The sequence below is a fragment of the Halolamina salina genome (assembly GCF_042678005.1).
In the GTDB taxonomy this organism is placed as follows: Archaea; Halobacteriota; Halobacteria; order Halobacteriales; family Haloferacaceae; genus Halolamina; species Halolamina salina.
On record NZ_JBHUDH010000082.1, the window covers coordinates 4,200 to 4,898 of the forward strand.

General features: G+C 74.0%; 1 pseudogene. It reads right to left on the reverse strand.

Annotated elements, in window-relative coordinates:
- Positions 1-242: 242 nt before the first annotated feature.
- Positions 243-699, reverse strand: a pseudogene (locus ACFR9S_RS08330) (MFS transporter); the annotation flags it as partial.

Below are 699 nucleotides of genomic sequence, written 5' to 3' on the forward strand. Positions count from 1 at the left end.
ACCGGCGGGCGCTCGCCCGTCGATCGCGTCGTCGCAGTCACGTGATCGGTGACGATCGTGCCGTCCTCGGGCGGGGAGCTGTGGCTCTCGGAGCCGCTACAGCCGGCCAGCGCCGCGGCGACGCCGACGGCGCCCGTGAGGAAACTCCGTCTCGCGGTCTTGGAGGCTGTCGTTTCGCTGGGGACCATCCCGCGTCGACGATGTGGGCAGACCGCCAAGAAGGCGGTGGTCGGCGTGGAACCCTACGACTCGTCGGCCACCGTCACGCCGAAGTCGGCCGGCTCCGCGCTCGCGACGGTCGGGAGCGTACGCAGTCGCGGGCGGACGAGCACGTACGCGGCGGTGAAGCCGAACCCGGCGGCGGCGAGCGCCATCGCCGTCCCGTGGCCGATCGCGTCGCCGAGTGCGCCGCCGAGCAGCGAGCCGAGCGGCAGCGTCGCGCCGGAGGCGGTCCCCTTGATCGCGGACACCCGGCCCAGCCGGTCGGCCGGAAACAGCCGTTGGTTCAGCGTCGCCGTGAGGACGCCGCTCGCGCCGGCCGGGATCCACGCGAGTGCGAACAGGCCGACGGTGAGCAGCGTCGAGGGGACGAGCACCGACGCGAGCCACGCGCAGGCGCCCAGCCCGTTGCCGAGGATCAGGAATCGGCCGTAGCGGACGCCCTCGAACCGCGGGCCGACGACCGATCCGAGCAGCCGG